This window comes from Umezawaea sp. NPDC059074 (genome assembly GCF_042738955.1).
Taxonomy (GTDB): domain Bacteria; phylum Actinomycetota; class Actinomycetes; order Mycobacteriales; family Pseudonocardiaceae; genus Umezawaea.
In genome coordinates this window covers 81,663-97,156 of record NZ_JBHYHC010000011.1, presented here as the reverse complement: position 1 = coordinate 97,156, position 15,494 = coordinate 81,663, and the positions used below count along the sequence as shown (strand labels likewise).

The 15,494-nt window shown below is 70.3% G+C and carries 16 protein-coding genes; 8 read left to right on the top strand and 8 right to left on the bottom strand.

Annotated elements, in window-relative coordinates:
* Positions 1–22: 22 nt before the first annotated feature.
* Positions 23–1,297, top strand: coding sequence for an MFS transporter (locus ACFWW9_RS08405; RefSeq protein ID WP_390373275.1), 1,275 nt, complete (start codon positions 23–25; stop codon positions 1,295–1,297).
* Here ACFWW9_RS08405 and ACFWW9_RS08400 read toward each other — a convergent pair.
* Complete coding sequence (locus ACFWW9_RS08400; RefSeq protein WP_390373272.1) at positions 1,294–1,485, bottom strand: hypothetical protein; 192 nt, start codon at positions 1,483–1,485, stop codon at positions 1,294–1,296. The genes ACFWW9_RS08405 and ACFWW9_RS08400 overlap by 4 nt on opposite strands.
* Positions 1,482–2,297 (bottom strand): helix-turn-helix domain-containing protein, encoded by an 816-nt coding sequence (locus ACFWW9_RS08395; protein WP_390373270.1) that lies wholly within the window; start codon positions 2,295–2,297, stop codon positions 1,482–1,484. The genes ACFWW9_RS08400 and ACFWW9_RS08395 overlap by 4 nt, the downstream gene beginning before the upstream one ends.
* Positions 2,298–2,579: 282 nt before the next feature.
* Here ACFWW9_RS08395 and ACFWW9_RS08390 point away from each other — a divergent pair, with 282 nt between their 5' ends.
* From ACFWW9_RS08390 to ACFWW9_RS08380, 3 genes are all read left to right on the top strand, one after another.
* Positions 2,580–3,965, top strand: a complete 1,386-nt coding sequence (locus ACFWW9_RS08390; RefSeq protein ID WP_390373267.1) for an APC family permease — start codon at positions 2,580–2,582, stop codon at positions 3,963–3,965.
* 97 nt (positions 3,966–4,062) lie between these two features.
* Entirely contained in the window at positions 4,063–5,805 is a 1,743-nt protein-coding gene (locus ACFWW9_RS08385) for a lipoxygenase family protein (RefSeq protein WP_390373264.1), read from the top strand.
* 4 nt (positions 5,806–5,809) lie between these two features.
* A complete protein-coding gene (locus ACFWW9_RS08380) occupies positions 5,810–6,766 on the top strand; it encodes a hypothetical protein (protein WP_390373261.1) in 957 nt (318 codons plus the stop codon).
* Here the strand turns inward: ACFWW9_RS08380 and ACFWW9_RS08375 are convergent.
* The 5 genes from ACFWW9_RS08375 to ACFWW9_RS08355 form a co-directional block, all read right to left on the bottom strand.
* Complete coding sequence (locus tag ACFWW9_RS08375; RefSeq protein ID WP_390373257.1) at positions 6,763–7,215, bottom strand: GNAT family N-acetyltransferase; 453 nt, start codon at positions 7,213–7,215, stop codon at positions 6,763–6,765. The genes ACFWW9_RS08380 and ACFWW9_RS08375 overlap by 4 nt on opposite strands.
* 9 nt (positions 7,216–7,224) lie before the next feature.
* A complete protein-coding gene (locus tag ACFWW9_RS08370; protein WP_390373254.1) occupies positions 7,225–7,803 on the bottom strand; it encodes a TerD family protein in 579 nt (192 codons plus the stop codon).
* Positions 7,804–7,819: 16 nt separating this feature from the next.
* On the bottom strand, positions 7,820–8,473 hold the full coding sequence (locus tag ACFWW9_RS08365; RefSeq protein ID WP_390373251.1) for a tellurium resistance protein: 654 nt from the start codon (positions 8,471–8,473) through the stop codon (positions 7,820–7,822).
* Positions 8,431–9,513 carry a DUF475 domain-containing protein gene (locus ACFWW9_RS08360; RefSeq protein WP_390373248.1) on the bottom strand — a complete coding sequence of 361 codons (1,083 nt, stop codon included), beginning with the start codon at positions 9,511–9,513 and terminating at the stop codon, positions 8,431–8,433. Before ACFWW9_RS08360 ends, ACFWW9_RS08365 begins: the two co-directional genes overlap by 43 nt.
* A 72-nt stretch (positions 9,514–9,585) precedes the next feature.
* On the bottom strand, positions 9,586–10,164 hold the full coding sequence (locus tag ACFWW9_RS08355) for a TerD family protein (protein WP_390373245.1): 579 nt from the start codon (positions 10,162–10,164) through the stop codon (positions 9,586–9,588).
* Positions 10,165–10,418: 254 nt separating this feature from the next.
* Between ACFWW9_RS08355 and ACFWW9_RS08350 the strand changes: the two genes are divergently transcribed.
* Both ACFWW9_RS08350 and ACFWW9_RS08345 read left to right on the top strand, forming a co-directional pair.
* Positions 10,419–11,300 (top strand): aldose 1-epimerase family protein, encoded by an 882-nt coding sequence (locus ACFWW9_RS08350; RefSeq protein WP_390373242.1) that lies wholly within the window; start codon positions 10,419–10,421, stop codon positions 11,298–11,300.
* A gap of 29 nt (positions 11,301–11,329) precedes the next feature.
* The gene (locus ACFWW9_RS08345; protein WP_390373240.1) at positions 11,330–12,541 is read left to right on the top strand and encodes an amidohydrolase; all 1,212 of its coding nucleotides are present in this window, start codon (positions 11,330–11,332) and stop codon (positions 12,539–12,541) included.
* Here ACFWW9_RS08345 and ACFWW9_RS08340 read toward each other — a convergent pair.
* Positions 12,538–13,671, bottom strand: a complete 1,134-nt coding sequence (locus ACFWW9_RS08340; RefSeq protein ID WP_390373237.1) for an acyl-CoA dehydrogenase family protein — start codon at positions 13,669–13,671, stop codon at positions 12,538–12,540. The two genes, ACFWW9_RS08345 and ACFWW9_RS08340, sit on opposite strands and share 4 nt — an antisense overlap.
* An 81-nt stretch (positions 13,672–13,752) precedes the next feature.
* On the opposite strand from ACFWW9_RS08340, the gene ACFWW9_RS08335 reads away from it, so the two are divergent.
* Positions 13,753–14,349 carry a TetR/AcrR family transcriptional regulator gene (locus ACFWW9_RS08335; protein WP_390373234.1) on the top strand — a complete coding sequence of 199 codons (597 nt, stop codon included), beginning with the start codon at positions 13,753–13,755 and terminating at the stop codon, positions 14,347–14,349.
* The gene (locus tag ACFWW9_RS08330) at positions 14,346–15,308 is read left to right on the top strand and encodes a carbohydrate kinase (RefSeq protein WP_390373232.1); all 963 of its coding nucleotides are present in this window, start codon (positions 14,346–14,348) and stop codon (positions 15,306–15,308) included. The genes ACFWW9_RS08335 and ACFWW9_RS08330 overlap by 4 nt, the downstream gene beginning before the upstream one ends.
* The last annotated feature ends 186 nt before the right edge of the window (positions 15,309–15,494 follow it).

The window sequence follows — 15,494 nt, the reverse complement described above, 5'->3', positions numbered from 1 at the left end:
AGTTGTCCTAAGCTAACGAGTCGTGAGCGGTTTGCTGCGCAAGGTCGCCATCGACACCAGACCACTGAAGATCGTCGCCTACCGACGGCTGTGGTTGTCGACGGTCGTGACCGCCGTCGGCAGCCAGCTCACCGCCGTGGCCGTCCCGAAGCAGGTGTACGACCTCACCGGGTCGTCCGGCTGGGTCGGCATCGCCGCCGCCGTCGCGCTGGTCCCGCTGCTGATCTTCGGCCTGTACGGCGGGGCCGTGGCCGACGCGGTCGACCGCCGCAAGCTGCTCATCGTCACCAACGCCGGCATCGCCGTGACGTCCGTCCTGCTGTGGTTGCAGGCCGCGTTCCACGTCGAGTCCGTGTGGCTGATCATCGCCCTGCTCGGCCTCCAGCAGGTGTTCTTCGCCCTCAACGCCCCCGCGCGCAGCGCCGTCATCGCCCGGCTGGTCCCGGCCGAGCTGATGGCCTCCTCCGTGGCCCTGAACAGCACCGTCATGACGTTCGGCGCGGTGCTGGGACCGATGCTCGCGGGCGCGCTGATGCCGCTGGTCGGCCTGTCGACGCTCTACCTGGTCGACGCCATCGCGCTCACCATCACGATCTACGCGGTGTTCCGGCTCCCCTCGATGCCGCCGCTCAGCGGCCAGTCCCGGCGGGCCGGGATCCGCGACGTGCTGGAGGGCTTCCGCTACCTCGGCACGCAGAAGCTGCTGGCGGCGTCGTTCCTGCTGGACATCATCGCCATGGTGTTCGGGATGCCGCGCGCCCTCTTCCCGGAGATGGCGGAGAAGACGTTCGGCGACCCGCCCGGCGGCGGTCTGGCGCTCGGCTGGCTGTTCGCCGCCGTGCCGCTGGGCGCGATGGCGTGCGGGCTGCTGTCCGGCTGGCTGACCAGGCTGGACCGGCACGGTGCCGGCGTCACCCTCTCCGTCGTCGCCTGGGGCGTGGCGATCGCGGGGTTCGGCCTGTCGCACTCGCTGTGGCTCGCGGTCGTGTTCCTGGCGCTGGCCGGCGCCGCCGACATGGTCAGCATGGTGTTCCGCGGCGCGATCCTGCAGAACGCCGCCACCGACGAGATGCGCGGCCGGATGCAGGGCGTGTTCATCGTCGTCGTGGCGGGCGGGCCCCGGCTCGCGGACCTGCTGCACGGCACCACCGGAGCGATCGCCGGACCCGGCGCGGCCGTGGCGGGCGGTGGCGTGCTGGTCGTGGTGTTCACGATCATCGCCGTGCTCGCCCTGCCCGCCGTGTGGCGCTACCGGTTCACGCCCGACGAGGAGCCCGCCGCCACGACCCCGTCCTAGTCGGACGGACCGAGGTGCAGGCGCGTGCGGTAGGCGTCCGACCGGGCGGACAGCAGGAGGCGGGCGTGGCCGTGGTGGACCGGCACGGCGCAACCCTCGCCGGACAGCAGCGCCCCGGCCAGGACGCCGACGGACTCGGCGTCGAGGTCCAGCACGAGGTGGGCGGCCTTGCCTTCGTCGGGGATCACCTCCTGCCACGCAGGTAGGTCTCCGTCTTGGCCGTGCTGAAAGCGCGGTCCCCGAGCGCGGTCCACGTCTTCTCGAAGGCCTCGACCCGCTCCTCGTCGTCGAGGACCACCGTGGAGAGCCGCGTCTCCAGCAGCACCAGGCTGGTCTCCTCGACGTGGTCGACGATGGCGAACGGGCCGGTCAGGCCGGGGTGCAGCCCGGCGGCGGTCGGGATGACCCGGACCGACACGTTGGGCAGCTCCGCGAGGTCGGCGAGGCGGCGCAGCTGGCGGCGGTGGGTTCCCGGATCGCCGAAGGGGCGGTCCAGCACGGACTGGTCGACGAGGACGTCCAGCAGCGCGGGCTTGGTGCGGGTGAGCGTGTTCTGCCGCGCCATCCGGCGCGCCGTCGCCGCGTCCACCTCGGCGTGGCTCAGCTCCGGGCCCGTCTCGCGGATGATCGCCCGCGCGTACTCCGCGGTCTGGAGCAGGGCGGGGACCAGCAGCGGCTCGTAGTTCCGCAGGGCGGCCGCGTCCTCCTCGAAGTCGACCCACTCCGGCCGGTCGCCGCGACCCCCGCGCCCCACCGCCCGCCGAGCCGCGTCGAGCAGCGCCTCGCGCGACGGCGGGGGCACGCGGTAGTGGTCGAGCAGCCTCTCCAGCTCCTCCACGCGGATGCCCGCGGCCGCCGTCTCCCACCGGCTCACCCTGCTCGCCGAGACGCCGAGCGCCGCCGCGACCTCGGCTCCGCTCCGCCCCGACGCACGCCGGAACCGGCGCAGCGCGAGCGCGATTCTGCGGGAGTGCGCGGGGGTTCCGGCGCGTTTTTCCATGCAATTCATCCTAACCGTGGACCAATGGTCCAGCCACTGCCTGATCGGGCGAGAGCGGGAATTCCGCGGAAATCGCCCTTCGCGCCGGAATCGCCGACGAATCGCGGCAGCGGTGTTCGGTTGTCCGAAGGCGGTCACCCGGCGTGAGCGGGGCCACCAGGGCATCTCCTGCGGGGAAGCCGTCCGGCCGGCGGGCGAAAAGGACGAATCAACCTTAAGGCTTGCCCAACCGGGAGTCGCCCGACTACCGGCTGTTCATGTGATGCGGCACACTCCTCGGGTATGGCGGACGCGACGAGCGCACCGGCGCAACCGGAACTGAAAAGGGCCATCGGTCCGAAACTGCTGCTGTTCTTCGTGATCGGGGACATCCTCGGCACGGGTATCTACGCACTCACCGGAAACGTGGCGGGCAAGATCGGCGGCGCCTTGTGGCTGCCTTTCCTGCTCGCGTTCGTCGTCGCCTTCCTGACGGCGTTCAGCTACCTCGAACTCGTCGGCAAGTACCCGAGGGCCGCGGGGGCTGCGCTGTACACGAACCGGGCGTTCGGGATCCAGTTCCTGACGTTCATGGTGGCGTTCGCGGTGATGAGCTCGGGCATCACGTCGGCGGCCTCGGCGGCGCTCGCGTTCGGCAAGACCTACCTCCAGGCCGTGCTGCGGGAGTTCTTCTCCGACTCCGTCGCGGTGCCCGCCACGCTGGTGGCGATCCTGTTCATCGCCGGGCTCGCGGCGGTGAACTTCCGCGGGGTCTCGGAGTCGGTGAAGGCGAACGTCGTCCTCACCTGCATCGAGCTGTCCGGCCTGCTGATCATCATCGGCATCGGGATCTGGGCCGTCATGCAGGGCGACGGCGACCCGAGCCGCCTCACCCAGATCGATCCCGCTCCCGGCCAGGGCGCGCTGCTGGCGATCACGTCGGCGACCGCGCTGGCGTTCTTCGCGATGGTGGGGTTCGAGGACTCGGTCAACATGGCCGAGGAGTGCCGCGAGCCGGTGCGGATCTTCCCGCGCGCAATGTTGCTGGGCATGGGGGTCGCGGCCGCCATCTACGTGCTGGTGGCGATCACCTCGTCGCTGCTGATCCCCGCCGACGAGCTGGCGAAGTCGGGCAGCGGGGCGCTGCTGAAGGTCGTCACGGTGGGCGCGCCCGGTTTCCCGCTGTGGCTCTTCTCGCTCATCGGGCTGTTCGCGGTCATCAACTCGGCGCTGATCAACATGCTGATGGCGAGCAGGCTGCTCTACGGCATGTCGAACGAGAAGATCATCCCGAAGTTCTTCGGGGTCGTGCACCCGGCCCGGCGGACGCCGTGGACGTCGATCGTGTTCACCAGCGGCATCGCCGTCATCCTGGTGTCCTTCGTGGACATCGCGCAGCTCGGCGGCACCACGTCGTTGCTGCTGCTGATCGTGTTCACGATCGTCAACATCGCGGTCCTGGTGCTGCGCAAGGAGAAGGCCGACCACCAGCACTTCCGGGCGCCGACGGTCGTGCCGGTGCTCGGCGCGGTCACCTGCGCGTTCCTGGCCAGCCCGCTGTCGGGTCGGCCGTGGGCCGACTACAAGATCGCGCTCTACCTGCTCGGCGCGGGCGTGGTGCTCTGGCTCGTCAACTACTTCGTCCACGGCAAGACCGAGGAGTTCGATCCGGAGAAGTTGGCGAAGTAGCCTTTTTGTCAACCCCTATTGAGACCCCGGAGTCCGTTTCGCATCTGTGAAACGGACTCCGGGTGGCGTTTATCGGGAGTCGTGCCATCATTCCCCCGTGGTCGACTACTTGATTTCCCAACGCGATGAACGGGTGGAGCGCGCCGAACAGGTCGCCGCCGTCCGGGCGACCTACGGCTACAACCTGGAGATGGGTTTCCCGGTCGCCGCGGGCACGTCCGAGGACGACGGTCCGGCGCTGCGCTGGCAGGTCAAGTCGTTGGAGGCGCAGGAGAGGCTGCGGATGAACCTGCGCGTGCTCAAGCGCCGCGGGAAGTGGAACTTCGTCAACGACCTCCAGCCGCTCGCCCCGCTGAAGCTGGCGTCGATGATCCGCGCGGACGACATGGCGGGCATCGTCGACTACTTCATGCCCGTTCCCGGCGGAATCGTCGGCGATGTCCGGGAAAAGAGCCTCCAGGACTTCCGAGACGTATTCGCGTTGTCCCAGCCGCCGTCGATCGTGGAACGGTTCCGCAGCGACGAGTACTTCGCCGAGTGCTTCGTCGCGGGCCCCGATCCGACCCGGCTGAAGCGGATGACCGCGATTCCGGGGAAGTTCCCGATCACGTCCGGGCACCTGACCGCGCTGCCCGAGTTCGCCACCGACGACCTGGACACGGCGATCGCGGCGGGCCGCGTCTACTGGGTCGACTACGAGGCGATGCTGGAGCTGGACGACGGCGTCCACCCGCAGGCCCAGAAGTACATGTACTCGCCCATGGTCGCGTTCTGCGTGCCGCGGCGGGGCGGCGCGCTGCGGCCGTTCGCGATCCAGACCGGGCAGGACCCGGCGGGCCGGGACGTCTACACGCCCGCCGACGGCCACTCGTGGAGCCTGGCCAAGAACTGCGTGCTCGCCGCGCACAACACGTACCACGAGGTGTTGACGCACCTGGGTTTCACGCACCTGATGAGCGAGCCGGTGCTGCTCGCGGCGGTCCGCAACTTCGCCGCCAACCACCCGGTGTGCGTGCTGCTGCGCAGGCACTTCGAGGGCACGTTCTCGATCAACAAGCTGGCCGTGGAGCTGCTGATCCAGCCGGGCAAGGCCGTGGAGTACCTGATCGGGTCCGACCTGAAGTCGACCTACCCGTGGCTGGCGAAGCACCGCGCGAACCACTCGTTCCGCGACAACTACCTGCCGTCGAAGCTCGCGAGCAGCGGCACGGACGGGCAGCAGCACCTGCCGCACTTCCCGTACCGCGACGACGGCCTGCTGGTGTGGAACGCGATCTCGGCGTGGGTGACCGACTTCGTGTCCGCCTACTACCGCGACGACAACGACGTGCGCGCCGACCACGAGCTCCAGGCGTGGGCCGCGGAGGTCGCCACGGCCGGTCAGGTCCGCGACTTCGGCGCGACGCCGGGGCAGGTCGGCGACCTGCACGACCTGGTGGAGATCCTCACCATGGTGATCTGGACCGCGGGCCCGCAGCACGCGGCGGTGAACTTCGCGCAGAAGGACCACATGGCGTTCCTGCCCGCGAACCCGCTCGCCGGCTACACGCCCGAGCCGAAGGGCAAGGGCCACACCGAGGCCGACTGGCTGGCGAACCTGCCGCCGCTGGACGTCGCCGTGCAGCAGTTCTGCGTGATGACGTTCCTCGGGTCCGTCCACCACACCGTGCTGGGCGACTACGAGGACGACTTCCGCGGCGGCCCCGCGAGCGGCGCGCACCAGCGCTTCCTGACCCACCTGACGAGCGTCGAAGACGAGATCAAGGCCCGCAACCGGAGGCGAACCATGCCCTACGAGTACCTCCAGCCGTCCCTCATCCCCAACAGCACCAACATCTAAGGCGATGACCGAACCCAGCACCGCGTGGCGGGAAGTCGTCGCGCCGGACGAAGAGCACCGCCACGTCAAGCAGGCTGAGGCGTTCACCGCCATGCAGCTCCGCAAGTCCGCCGAGTTCGGCGTCGGCCGCGCCCTGCACCGCAGGCAGCGGGTGGCGCTGCGGGCGACCCTGGAGGTCCCGGCCGACCTGCCCGCCGCGGCTCGGCAGGGCGTCTTCGCCTCGGCCGCGACCTACGAGGTGTGGCTGCGGCTGTCCAACGGCGGCTTCGACGTGGCACCGGACAGCAAGCCGGACATCCGCGGCTTCGCGATCAAGGTCCTCGGCGTGCCGGGGGAGTCCGTGTTCGGCGGCCCGGCCGCGTCGCAGGACTTCGCGCTGATCAACCACGAGCACTTCAGCTCGTCGACCAGCGAGGAGTTCACCGCCATCACGACCGGCGCGGGCGGGGGAGCGGTCGGCGTGCTCAAGGCCGTCGTGCGCTCGCCGCGGATCGTCGGCGGCCTGAAGGAGGTCGTGGGCGCGGTGCGCAAGCCGTTCGGCGGCTTCGCCACGGAGGACTTCTTCAGCGCCGCCCCGATCAAGTGCGGGCCCTACGCCGCACGGGTCCGCGTGCTCGCCGCGTCGACCGACGTGAACCCCGCGGCCCACGAGGACTGGCCCGCCGACGTGTACGGCAGGCTGGCCACCGCTCCGCTCGTGCACGAGGTGCAGCTCCAGTTCTTCCTGGACGAGGAGCGGACGCCGATCGAGGACGCCGCGGCCACGTGGGACTCGCCGTACGTCACGGTCGCGCGGCTGGTGATCCCCCAGCAGGAGCCGGACGAGGCCTTCGCGGCCAAGGTCGAGGCCGCCCGCTTCGACCCGTGGAACGCCGTCGTCGACCACCGCCCGCTCGGCGAGGTCATGCGCGCCCGCAAGGTCGCGTACCGCCCCAGCCAGGAGAACCGGGGCGCGGACTAGAGCCGCTTGCCCATCTGCTCCGACCGGACCTCGAACCCGGCCGACCGGTAGAGCGCCCGCGCCGTCGTGTTGTCGTGGAACACGTTCAACGTCAGCTCGACGGCGCCGTGCGCCCGCGCGTCCTCCTCCGCGAGCCGCACGGCCGCCTTCCCGTACCCGCGCCCCCGGAACGCGGGCGCGACCTCCACGAGGTAGATCCACTCCACGTCGGCCCGCCGGTTCGGACCGGGCCCGAGCCACAGCGACCCGACCCGCTCCCCGCCGTCGACGATCGCGTGCACCCGGTGGCCGGGCGCGGGGAACTCGGCGAACTGCGCGCCCGCGATCTCCCGCGCGACCGACTCGGGCTCACCGGCCGAGACGCGCGCGGCCACGTAGACGTCGAACTGCTCCGCGCTGAGGGCGGTGATCTCGTCGTCGGTCAGGGGGCGGAGCGACACGTCGGGCACCGGGCCAGCCTAGACAGTGCCCGCCAACGCGGGCAGGAGGTCGCGGAACGTGCGGCCGGAGGCGGGGATGCCGAGCGCGGTCATGGTCCAGCCCGCGCCGTCGCGGGACAGCTTGGCCATGATCTGCGCGGTGTGCCTGCCCGAGCCCGTGAGGTTGAACTTGGCGATCTCGCTGTCGCCCCCGGTCTCGTCCAGGAGCCTGCACGAGGCGTTCTCGATCTGCGAGAAGTCCTGTCCGGTGAACGAGTTCACCGTGAACACCAGGGTCTCCACCGCCGCCGGGAGGCGGGACAGGTCGACCTGGATGGACTCGTCGTCGCCCTCGCCGTCGCCGGTGAGGTTGTCGCCGGTGTGGCGGACCGCGCCGTCCTGGCTGACGAGCTGCTTGAACCACACCTGGTCGACGAGCACGCCCGCCGCGTCGAACAGCAGCGCGGAGGCGTCCAGGTCGATGGACTGGGCGCGCGAGCCGAACAGGCCGCGCTTCTTCACGGCGTCCCACCCGAGGCCCATGCGGACCTTCGTGAGGGTGCCGCCGCCGCGCTTCTCCAGCGAGACGCGCTGGCCCTTGGTCAGGGTGACTGTCATGGTCTTCCTCCTGGTGTCACTTGCTGCCCGCGGTCCACCGCAGGCCCCAGCCGTAGGTCTCGTCGAGCAGCCGCTGGCCGCCGTTGAGGTAGGTCACCTCGTGGCGCACGGACAGGCCGTCGCCGGTCGGTTCGAGCATCGCGACGGCGCACATCCGGGCGCCCGCGCGCGGTTCGTCCAAGCGCACCTCGACCTGCGGGCCGGACACCGGGTGCAGCGTCACGACGCCGTCGGCCTCGGCCCAGTTCGGGACGCCCTCGTAGATGAACGCGAACACCAGCACGCGGCGGATCGCCTTGACGTGCCGGAGGTCGATGAACAGGTTCTCGCCGCCGGAGTTCGCGCCGGAGCGGTCGTCGCCGTCCAGTCGGATCACGTGGTCGCGCACGCCGTCCGGGCTCGCGGTGAACGCGTTGCCGAGCGCCTGCACGACGCCCTTGGAGCCGTCGGCGAACTCGTAGAGGCAGCCGAGGTCGAGGTCGATCGCCGGGCCGGAGGTGAACCGGTCGAAGAAGCCGGTCTTGGCGGGGCGGGCGTTCCAGTTCAGGTTGACCCGCAGGACGCCGGTCGTGCCGCTCTGCTTGGCCAGGGAGACCGTGCGGGCCGAGCGGGTGAGGGTGATCTTGTTCAGCGAGACGGGACGGGAGCGCTTGGTGTAGTCGATGGCCATGACTCGCCCTTCTGGTCGGGGGACCGGCGGTTGCGCAGGACCGAGGAGAGGAACGCCACGCCGATGAAGCCGATCCCGACCAGACCGGTCACCACCTCGGGGACCTCGAAACCGATGGTGCACAGCAGGAGCACGGCCAGCGCGCCGATCGCCCACTGGGCGCCGTGCTCCAGGTAGACGTACTCGTCGAGCGTCTTCTGCCGGACGAGGTACACCGTCAGCGAGCGGACGAACGACGCGCCGATCAGGCCGAGGCCGACGGCGATGACGATCGGGTCGGAGGTGATGGCGAACGCGCCGACCACGCCGTCGAAGCTGAACGACGCGTCGAGGACTTCCAGGTACAGGAAGGAGAAGAACGCGGCCTTGCCCGCCTTCGCCACGAGTTCGCCGTTGCCGCTGGGCTCGAACACGTCGCCGAGCGCCTTCACCAGCACGTAGGTGACGAGCCCGAGGACACCGGAGACCATGACGGTCGCCGTCTTGCCCTCCGGGGCGAGCTTGAACGCGGCGAGCGTGACCGCGACCAGCGCCACCACGACCGAGAGCTGGTTGAGCTTCCCGAGCCGGGCGAGCGGCCGTTCCAGCCAGCTCAGCCACGTGACCTCGCGCTCCTCGAACACGAAGTCGCAGAACAGGGACAGCAGGAACACCCCGCCGAACGCGGCGATCGCGGGGTGGGCCTCGTGCAGCAGGTACCCGTACGTGCCCTCGACCGAGGGGTCGCCCTTGGCCATCGCCAGCTCGATCGCGGACGCCGGGGACATCTGCGCGGAGATGCCGACGATGAGCAGCGGGAACGCCAACCGCATGCCCACCACGGCGATGAGGATGCCGAGCGTCAGGAACAGCCGCTGCCAGAACGGGTTCATCGACTTGAGCACGGTCGCGTTGACGACCGCGTTGTCGAACGACAGCGAGACCTCCAGCACGCCGAGGATCGCCGCGATCAGCAGACCCGTCGGGCCCGCGTAGAGGTACGCGGCCGTGAGACCGACCGCCGTGAGGAGGAACGAGCCGCCGAAAGTCCTGAGGAACATGGCTTTCCTTCGCTTCGGATCCGGCCGAGCACGGTGGTGGTGAGCCGGGGCGGCCCACCACCGTCGCGACGGCTAGCCGATGTTGACGCCGAAGTCGCGGGCGATGCCTTCGAGACCGGACGCGTAGCCCTGGCCCACGGCGCGGAACTTCCACTCGCCGGAGGAGCGGTACAGCTCGCCGAAGATCATCGCGGTCTCGGTGGAGGCGTCCTCGCTGAGGTCGTAGCGGGTCAGCTCGGCGTCGCCGTCCTGGTTGACCACGCGGATGAACGCGTTGCGCACCTGGCCGAACGAGTGCCCGTGCTTCGCGGCCTCGTGGATCGACACCGGGAACACGATCTTGTCGCAGTCGGAGGGGACGCTCGAAAGGTCGACGATGATCTTCTCGTCGTCACCGTCGCCGCCGCCGGTCAGGTTGTCGCCGGTGTGCTCGACCGAGCCGTCGGGGCTGCGCAGGTTGTTGAAGAACACGAAGTGCGCGTCCGACATGACCTTGCCGGACTCGTTCACCATCAGCGCGCTGGCGTCGAGGTCGAACTCGACGCCGCTCGTGGTGCGCTCGTCCCAGCCGAGGCCGACGACGACGGACTTGAGGCCGGGGGCCTGCTTGCTGAGCGAGACGTTGCCACCCTTGGTGAGCATGACGGACATGTGCTGCCTCCTGAACGCGATTGTCTCGATGTGCCGCCAATGGAAAAGCGTCACGCCGGATTGCGCCGCTTTTCCGATTGCTGACCCTGTATCGGTGGCGGTCCGGAAAACGTAACGCCTTGTTCCCGGCCTATTTTTGCGGATTTCCGACGGCATGTTAGACGTCATTTTCGAGAATGCACGTGCCAATTAGTGGACAGAAAACCCCGCAGCTCGCCGTCCACCGGGGGCCCCGGCCCGACTAGGCTTTCGCCATGCTGGAGATCTCCTACGGCGCGTCGCGTGCCGTGATCGCGCGCACGGGTGCCGGGCTTCGCTCCTTCGAGGTGGACGGGGCGCCGTACGTCGAGACCTACGACGACGAGCCGCCGATGGGCTGCGGGGCGGTGCTCATCCCGTGGCCGAACCGGACCGCGGCCGCCACGTGGACGTTCAACGGCGACCCGCAGCACCTGGAGGTCACCGAGCCCGCGCGCGGCAACGCCATCCACGGGCTCGTGCGGCACGCCGAGTGGGACGTCGTCGAGCACACCGGGTCGCTGGTGTCGCTGGAGACCACGATCGCCGCGCAGGCCGGGTGGCCGGTGCCGCTGCACGTGACGACGAGCTACGCGCTCGACGAGAACGGCCTCACGGTGGCGCACGGCGTGCACAACGTGGGCGACCGCTCGACGCCGTTCGGCGTCGGCACGCACCCGTACCCGCGGGCCGGGCTGTCCGAGAACGACGACTGCACGCTGAGGCTCGCCGCGACGACCGTCGTCCCGGTCGACGCCGAGTCGATGATCCCCAACGGCGTCCCGCAGCACGTCGAGGGCACGGAGTACGACTTCCGCGAGGCCCGCCCGCTCAAGGGCGTCCAGCTGGACACCGCGTTCGGCGGCTGCGAGCCGGGGCCGGACGGGCTGGTGCGCCACGAGGTGCGCGGGCCGCGGCAGAGCGTGGAGCTGTGGGCGGACCCGGACTTCAAGTGGGTGCAGGTGTACACGCCGGACGCGTTCCCCGGTCGCGGTCGCGCGGTCGCGATCGAGCCGATGACGTGCCCGCCGGACGCGTTGAACTCGGGTGTCGACCTGATCGTGCTCGCGCCCGGCGAGGCGTGGGCGGCGCGCTGGGGCGTGCGACCGTTGGCGTGAGCCGGGGAATCCCGTTAGCGTCGCTAAGTATGAATGTCGCTATCACGGGTGGATATGTCGTTCCGGTCGACGGGGACCCCATCGAGGGCGGAACCGTGCTGGTCCAGGACGGCAAGATCGTCGCCGTCGGGGCAGAGGTGGAGATCCCCGACGGCGTCGAGGTCGTGGACGCCGCCGGGTCGTGGGTGCTGCCGGGCTTCGTCGAGGCGCACGGCCACATGGGCGTGCACGAGGAGGGCGAGGGCTGGGCGGGGCAGGACACCAACGAGATGACCGACCCCAACGGCGCCAGGATGCGCGCGTTGGACGCCATCAACCCGGACGACATGGGATTCCGGGACGCGTTGTCGGGTGGTGTCACCACGGCCAACGTGAAGCCCGGTTCGGGCAATCCGATCGGCGGTCAGACGGTCGCGCTGAAGATGTGGGGCCGCACCGTCGACGAAATGCTGATCCGCGAACCGGTGTGCGTGAAGAGCGCTCTCGGGGAGAACCCGAAGCGCGTTTACGGCGACCAGAAGAAACTGCCGTCGACCCGCCAGGGCGTGGCCGCGGTCATCCGCGACGCGTTCACCAAGGCGCAGGACTACCAGGCCCGTCGCGAGCACGCGCAGTCCGAGGGCAAGCCGTTCGACCGTGACAACACCCTCGAGGTGCTCGTGCGCGTGCTCGACCGGGAGATCCCGTGGGCCCAGCACTGCCACCGCGCCGACGACATCGCCACGGCGCTGCGGCTGGCCGACGAGTTCGGCTACCGGCTGGTCGTCAACCACGGCACCGAGGGCCACAAGATCGCGGACCTGTTGGCGGAGAAGGGGATCCCGGTCGTCATCGGGCCGCTGTTCACCACCCGCTCCAAGGTCGAGCTGCGCGAGCGGTCGCTGCGCAACCCCGGCATCCTGGAGCGCGCGGGCGTGGAGCTGGCGATCACCACCGACCACCCGGTGATCCCGATCCACTTCCTGGTGCACCAGGTGACCCTGGCCGTGAAGGAGGGCCTGGAGCGGTCGACGGCGTTGCGGACGATCACCACCACGCCCGCCAAGATCCTCGGCCTGGACGACCGCGTGGGCTCGCTCAAGCCCGGTCTCGACGGCGACGTGGTGATCTGGTCCGGCGACCCGCTCGACGTGATGAGCCGCGCGCTGCGGGTGTTCGTGCAGGGCCGCGAGGTCTACACGTTCAACCACGCCACCGGTGTCGGTGACGTGGTCGACCCGTTCTACCAGGACGTGCGCTAGAGCTTGCGGAGCGCGCGGCCGATCACCAAGCGCTGGATCTGGTTCGTGCCCTCGAAGATCTGCAGCACCTTCGCCTCCCGCATGTACCGCTCCACGGGGAAGTCGCGGGTGTAGCCGGCTCCGCCCAGCACCTGCACGGCGTCGGTCGTCACCTTCATCGCCATGTCCGTGGCGACGAGCTTGGCGATCGACGCCTGCCGCTGGAACGGCAGCCCGCGGTCCTTGCGGCGGGCCGCCTCCAGGTACGTGGCGCGGGCCGACTCCACGCCGGCGGCCATGTCCGCCAGCAGGAACTCCAAGCCCTGGAACTCGATGATCGGCTTGCCGAACTGCGTGCGCTGCTTCGCGTACGTCACGGCCTCGTCCAGCGCGGCCTGCCCGAGGCCCACGGCGCACGCGGCGATGCCGAGCCTGCCGGAGTTCAGGGCGTCCAGCGCGATCTTCAACCCGTCGCCCTCGGCCCCGATCAACCGGTCCGCCGGCACCCGCGCGTCCTCGAACCTGAGCTGCGCGGTGGTGGATCCGGTCAGGCCCATCTTCCGCTCGGGCGCGGCGGCCGTGATGCCGGGACCGTTGTCCGCCAGGAAGCAGCTGATGTCCTTTTCGGACGTCCGCGCCATCAACGTGTAGAAGTCGGCCGCGCCCGCGTGGGTGATCCACGCCTTGGTGCCGTTCACGACGTAGTCGTCGCCGTCGCGCACCGCGCGGGTCGACAGCGCGCCCGCGTCGGACCCCGCGTGCGTCTCGGACAGCGCGTACCCGCCGAGCAGGTCGCCCTCCAGCAGCGTCGGCAGCCACCGGTCGCGCTGGGCGGGCGTGCCGAACGTGGCCAGCGGGTAGGCCGACATCACGTGCACGGACGTGCCGACCGCCACGGACATCCACGCCGACGCGATCTCCTCCAGGGCCTGGAGGTACACCTCGTACGGCTGCTCGCCGCCGCCGAACCGCTCCGGGTACGGCAGGCCGAGCAGCCCTGACTTGCCGAGCAGGCGGAACACGTCGCGCGGGAACCGCTCCTGCTCCTCGGCCTCGGCCGCGCGGGGCTTCAGCTCGTCCCTGGCGATCTCGCGGACCAGCGAGATCAGGTCCTCGGCCTCGGTGGTGGGCAGCAGGCGTTCGGCGGGCATCGACGACCTCCGGTGAGTACTGGAACCAGTACTGTAGGACGTACCCCAGTACTCCTCCTAGCCATGTGGGACAGTTCGCGCATGACCTCGATGGTCCGCAGGCCGCTCACGGGGCGGCAGACCGAGCTGCTCGCGCGCCTCGAGGCGCTCGTGCTGGCGGAGGGGTTCGCGCACTTCACGCTCGACGACCTCGCCGCCCGCCTGCACTGCTCCAAGTCCACGCTGTACGCGCTCGCCGCCAGCAAGGAGCAGCTGGCCGTCCGCGTCGTCGGCCGGTACTTCAAGGGAGCGGCCCAGCGCATCGAGGAGCTGATCGCCGACGTCGACGACGTCCGCGTCCGCATCGGCACCTACCTCGCCGGAGCGGCCGCCGAGCTGCGCCGCGCCTCGGCCCAGTTCATCGCCGACGTGTCCGCGTTCGCGCCGACCCGCTCCACCTACGAGCGCAACGCCCGCGCCGCCGCCGAACGCCTGCGCACGTTCATCGCCGACGGCGTCCGCGAAGGCGTGTTCCGCGACGTCCATGCGACCCTGTTCGCCGAGATGGCCGGGCTGCTGATCGAGGGCATCCAGACGGGCGTGCTGACCAGGAGGGCGGGCGTCACGGACTCGGAGGCCTTCACGGCGCTCGGCGAACTGCTCCTCGACGGCTTGCAGAACGAACGGAGACGCGCGTGATCGTGGTTGCTGGTGAGGCGTTGGTCGACCTCGTCCCGTCGCCCTCGACGGCGGACGGCGGGTTGGCCGACCTGATGCCGCGCCTGGGCGGTGGGCCGTACAACGTGGCCATCGCGGCGGGCAGGCTCGGCGCCCCGGTGAGCTTCCTGTCGCGGGTGTCGACGGACCTCTACGGCGACGCGCTCGTCGACCGCCTGCACGGCTCCGCCGTGGGCACGGACCTGGTGCAGCGCGGCGCCGAGCCGACCACGCTGGCCGTCGTCGGCATCGGGCCGGACGGGTCGGCGCGGTACTCGTTCTACGTCGAGGGCACGGCCGACCGGCTGGTCGCCGACCCCGGCGCGCTGGCGGAGGACGTGACCGCCGTGTCGTTCGGGACGCTGTCGCTGGTGCTGGAGCCGGGGGCGAGCGCGTACGAGGCCGTGCTGCGGCGGGAATCCGCGCGCGGCGCGCTGACCGTGCTGGACCCGAACATCCGGGCCGCCCTGATCCACGACCCCGCCGCGTACCGCGCGCGGTACCTGTCGTGGCTGCCGGACGTGGGGCTGCTGAAGGTGTCCGTCGAGGACGCGCGCTGGCTCGCGGACCTGCCGGAGGACGCGCCCGAGGACGCCGTGCTGGAGGTGGCGCGGCAGTGGCTCGCGGCCGGGCCCGCGGCGATCGTGCTGACCAGGGGCGGCGACGGGCTGGCGGTGCTGACCGGTGCCGGCGAGGTGCTGCGGGTGCCGCCGCGCAAGGTGACCGTGGTGGACACCATCGGGGCCGGGGACACCGTGCAGGGCGCGCTGATCGCGTGGCTGCACCAGGAGGACGCGCTGAGCGCCGACGCCGTGCAGGCGCTGACCGCGGAGCGGTGGGAAGAGGCGCTGACCTACGCCGGGAACGCGGCCGCCTTCACCTGCACTCGAGCCGGGGCGGAGCCGCCCTACAGCGAGGAACTCGCGGCGTTCGTGGAGTAGGAACCTCGGAGCCCCGGTTTTGTGACCGGGGCACCTTCGGTTCTTCGCGACCCCCACTGGTGAGTGGTGGCCCGAGTCCTGAACCTATCGCCACCCGATGCGTTTTGTCGTCGCGGAACAGGGTGACGTGGCATCACTCACAGTGTTCGTGATCACCAGGGGGTGATCGGACGAGCACGGGAATGG

Excerpts from the sequence above, each read along its gene's own strand:
- ACFWW9_RS08395 (WP_390373270.1), bottom strand. The coding sequence starts at position 2,297 with ATGGAAAAACGCGCCGGAACCCCCGCGCACTCCCGCAGAATCGCGCTC.
- ACFWW9_RS08390 (WP_390373267.1), top strand. The coding sequence starts at position 2,580 with ATGGCGGACGCGACGAGCGCACCGGCGCAACCGGAACTGAAAAGGGCC.
- ACFWW9_RS08380 (WP_390373261.1), top strand. The coding sequence starts at position 5,810 with ATGACCGAACCCAGCACCGCGTGGCGGGAAGTCGTCGCGCCGGACGAA.
- ACFWW9_RS08370 (WP_390373254.1), bottom strand. The coding sequence starts at position 7,803 with ATGACAGTCACCCTGACCAAGGGCCAGCGCGTCTCGCTGGAGAAGCGC.
- ACFWW9_RS08365 (WP_390373251.1), bottom strand. The coding sequence starts at position 8,473 with ATGGCCATCGACTACACCAAGCGCTCCCGTCCCGTCTCGCTGAACAAG.
- ACFWW9_RS08360 (WP_390373248.1), bottom strand. The coding sequence starts at position 9,513 with ATGTTCCTCAGGACTTTCGGCGGCTCGTTCCTCCTCACGGCGGTCGGT.
- ACFWW9_RS08355 (WP_390373245.1), bottom strand. The coding sequence starts at position 10,164 with ATGTCCGTCATGCTCACCAAGGGTGGCAACGTCTCGCTCAGCAAGCAG.
- ACFWW9_RS08350 (WP_390373242.1), top strand. The coding sequence starts at position 10,419 with ATGCTGGAGATCTCCTACGGCGCGTCGCGTGCCGTGATCGCGCGCACG.
- ACFWW9_RS08345 (WP_390373240.1), top strand. The coding sequence starts at position 11,330 with ATGAATGTCGCTATCACGGGTGGATATGTCGTTCCGGTCGACGGGGAC.
- ACFWW9_RS08340 (WP_390373237.1), bottom strand. The coding sequence starts at position 13,671 with ATGCCCGCCGAACGCCTGCTGCCCACCACCGAGGCCGAGGACCTGATC.
- ACFWW9_RS08335 (WP_390373234.1), top strand. The coding sequence starts at position 13,753 with ATGACCTCGATGGTCCGCAGGCCGCTCACGGGGCGGCAGACCGAGCTG.